Origin of the sequence: Intrasporangium zincisolvens, assembly GCF_034724055.1 — a bacterium.
GTDB classification, from domain to species: Bacteria; Actinomycetota; Actinomycetes; order Actinomycetales; family Dermatophilaceae; genus Monashia; species Monashia zincisolvens.
Window position 1 is genome coordinate 1 of record NZ_JAWIIL010000020.1, and the last position, 3,843, is coordinate 3,843.

Annotated in this window: 3 rRNA genes; all 3 read right to left on the reverse strand. The window is 57.2% G+C overall.

The window, feature by feature from the left end:
• Window positions 1-4: 4 nt before the first annotated feature.
• Window positions 5-121, reverse strand: a 5S ribosomal RNA gene (rrf, locus tag RY076_RS23585).
• 81 nt (window positions 122-202) lie between these two features.
• A 23S ribosomal RNA gene (locus RY076_RS23590) occupies window positions 203-3,333 on the reverse strand.
• A gap of 349 nt (window positions 3,334-3,682) precedes the next feature.
• A 16S ribosomal RNA gene (locus RY076_RS23595) occupies window positions 3,683-3,843 on the reverse strand; the annotation flags it as partial.

Below are 3,843 nucleotides of genomic sequence, written 5' to 3' on the forward strand. Positions count from 1 at the left end.
GTGTGTCCGGCTGCGTCCTACTCTCCCACACCGTCACCAGTGCAGTACCATCGGCGCTGAAGGGCTTAGCTTCCGGGTTCGGAATGGAGCCGGGCGTTTCCCCTTCGCTATGACAGCCGAAACTCTATGGAGATATCAATCGAACCGGTGTGGGGGTTCGTTTGTGTCTCGGGAACTGCACAGTGGACGCGTAGCATCTTTGATAGTCAAGTTATCGGCTTATTAGTACCGGTCAGCTCCACACATTGCTGTGCTTCCACATCCGGCCTATCAACCCAGTCGTCTAGCTGGGAGCCTCTCACCCTCGCGGGTCTGGAAACCTCATCTTGAAACGTGCTTCCCGCTTAGATGCTTTCAGCGGTTATCACTTCCGAACGTAGCTAATCAGCGGTGCTCCTGGCGGAACAACTGACACACCAGAGGTTCGTCCATCCCGGTCCTCTCGTACTAGGGACAGCCTTTCTCAAGTTTCCTGCGCGCACAGCGGATAGGGACCGAACTGTCTCACGACGTTCTAAACCCAGCTCGCGTACCGCTTTAATGGGCGAACAGCCCAACCCTTGGGACCTACTCCAGCCCCAGGATGCGACGAGCCGACATCGAGGTGCCAAACCATGCCGTCGATATGGACTCTTGGGCAAGATCAGCCTGTTATCCCCGGGGTACCTTTTATCCGTTGAGCGACGGCGCTTCCACAAGCCACCGCCGGATCACTAGTCCCGACTTTCGTCCCTGCTCGACATGTCTGTCTCACAGTCAAGCTCCCTTGTGCACTTACACTCAACACCTGATTGCCAACCAGGCTGAGGGAACCTTTGGGCGCCTCCGTTACCTTTTAGGAGGCAACCGCCCCAGTTAAACTACCCACCAGGCACTGTCCCTGATCCGGATCACGGACCGAGGTTAGATATCCAGAACGACCAGAGTGGTATTTCAACGTTGACTCCACCAGCACTGACGTGCCAGCTTCACAGTCTCCCACCTATCCTACACAAGCCGTACCGAACACCAATACCAAGCTGTAGTAAAGGTCCCGGGGTCTTTCCGTCCTGCTGCGCGTAACGAGCATCTTTACTCGTAGTGCAATTTCGCCGAGTTCGTGGTTGAGACAGTGGAGAAGTCGTTACGCCATTCGTGCAGGTCGGAACTTACCCGACAAGGAATTTCGCTACCTTAGGATGGTTATAGTTACCACCGCCGTTTACTGGCGCTTAAGTTCTCAGCTTCGCACTTGCGTGCTAACCGGTCCCCTTAACGTTCCAGCACCGGGCAGGCGTCAGTCCGTATACATCGTCTTGCGACTTGGCACGGACCTGTGTTTTTAGTAAACAGTCGCTTCTCCCTGGTCTCTGCGGCCGATCACGCTCGGGAAGCACGTTCCGTCACGATCAGGGCCCCCCTTCTCCCGAAGTTACGGGGGTATTTTGCCGAATTCCTTAACCACGATTCACTCGATCGCCTTGGTATTCTCTACCTAACCACCTGAGTCGGTTTGGGGTACGGGCGGCTCGAACCTCGCTAGAAGTTTTTCTCGGCAGCATAGGATCACCCTCTTCCCGCATTCGCGGTCACTATCAGGTCTCAGGCTTCATGCGGTCCGGATTTGCCTGGACCGCGCCCTACACCCTTGGACGTGGACAACCATCGCCACGCGGAGGCTACCTTCCTGCGTCACTCCATCGCTTGACTACTACCCGCTCGGGTCGTGCGCTCCGCCGGCTCGATGGGACCGAAGTCCCGGTGAACCGGTTTCAGGCACTTAGCATCACGGGGTTCATCATGGGCGGTTCTTCGCCGGTTCCGGAATATCAACCGGATGTCCATCGACTACGCCTGTCGGCCTCGCCTTAGGTCCCGACTTACCCAGGGCAGATTAGCTTGACCCTGGAACCCTTGGTTATTCGGCGGACGGGTTTCTCGCCCGTCATTCGCTACTCATGCCTGCATTCTCACTCGTGTAGCCTCCACGGCTGGATCACTCCGCCGCTTCCCTGGCAACACGACGCTCCCCTACCCATCAACACGCCTGGACACCGAACCCGCAGGTGTCGGTGCCGAGCAGTATGTCAATGCCACAGCTTCGGTGGTGTGCTTGAGCCCCGCTACATTGTCGGCGCGGAATCACTTGACCAGTGAGCTATTACGCACTCTTTGAAGGGTGGCTGCTTCTAAGCCAACCTCCTGGTTGTCACAGCAACTCCACATCCTTTCCCACTTAGCACACGCTTAGGGACCTTAGCTGGTGATCTGGGCTGTTTCCCTCTCGACTACGGAGCTTATCCCCCGCAGTCTCACTGCCACGCTCTCACTTACCGGCATTCGGAGTTTGGCTAACGTCAGTAACCTGGTGAGGCCCATCGGCTATCCAGTAGCTCTACCTCCGGTAAGAAACACGTGACGCTGCACCTAAATGCATTTCGGGGAGAACCAGCTATCACGGAGTTTGATTGGCCTTTCACCCCTACCCACAGCTCATCCCCTCAGTTTTCAACCTAAGTGGGTTCGGTCCTCCACGCAGTCTTACCTGCGCTTCAACCTGGCCATGGGTAGATCACTCCGCTTCGGGTCTAGACCCAGCGACTAAAACGCCCTATTCGGACTCGCTTTCGCTACGGCTTCCCCACACGGGTTAACCTCGCCACTGAGCACTAACTCGCAGGCTCATTCTTCAAAAGGCACGCTGTCACCCCACACGCCCAACGGCGGGAGGCTCCAACGGATTGTAGGCACACGGTTTCAGGATCTATTTCACTCCCCTCCCGGGGTACTTTTCACCTTTCCCTCACGGTACTTGTCCGCTATCGGTCACCAGGGAATATTTAGGCTTAGCAGGTGGTCCTGCCAGATTCACACGGGATTTCTCGGGCCCCGTGCTACTTGGGATCCCTCACTGGAGTCCACACCATTTCGTCTACGGGGGTCGCACCCTCTGTGCCGAGCCATTCAATGCTCTTCGACTATGACGCAGATTTCTTACTCCATGCTCAGATGTCAGCCTGAGCTGCGAGGTCCCACGACCCCGGACATGCAACGCCTGACAGCTATCACACACGCCCGGTTTAGCCTCATCCGCTTTCGCTCGCCACTACTCACGGAATCACTGTTGTTTTCTCTTCCTGTGGGTACTGAGATGTTTCACTTCCCCACGTTCCCTCCACACACCCTATATATTCAGGTGCGGGTGACTGGACTTGCCTCCAGCCGGGTTTCCCCATTCGGAAATCCTCGGATCACAGCCTGGTTATCGGCTACCCGAGGCTTATCGCAGATTCCTACGTCCTTCTTCGGTTCCTGGTGCCAAGGCATCCACCGTGTGCCCTTAAAAACTTGAGCCACAAAGATGCTCGCGTCCACTGTGAAGTTCTCAAAACACAACCGGCACCCACCACCACCCATGCACACGCACAGGATCGGGCGGGCCCACACCCAGAAGAAACAGTGCACCCCAACACCCACCCCTACGGGCAGACGCTGGGGGCCTGATCCTTCAGGACCCAACAACGTGTCAAGCACCGCAACCCAGCTGCCGGCGGTCCACTCCCTCCCCCAGCCAGGCTGGGATCAACGGGTTGTACTGGCCGGCACCGTGAGCACGGCGCCAACTAATCGATGTTCCACCCATGAGCACCCGCTGCCCCACACTCGGGGACAGACCGGGCTGCCATAAATGACTGCTCCTTAGAAAGGAGGTGATCCAGCCGCACCTTCCGGTACGGCTACCTTGTTACGACTTAGTCCCAATCGCCAGTCCCACCTTCGACGGCTCCCCCCACAAGGGTTGGGCCACCGGCTTCGGGTGTTACCGACTTTCGTGACTTGACGGGCGGTGTGTACAAGGCCCGG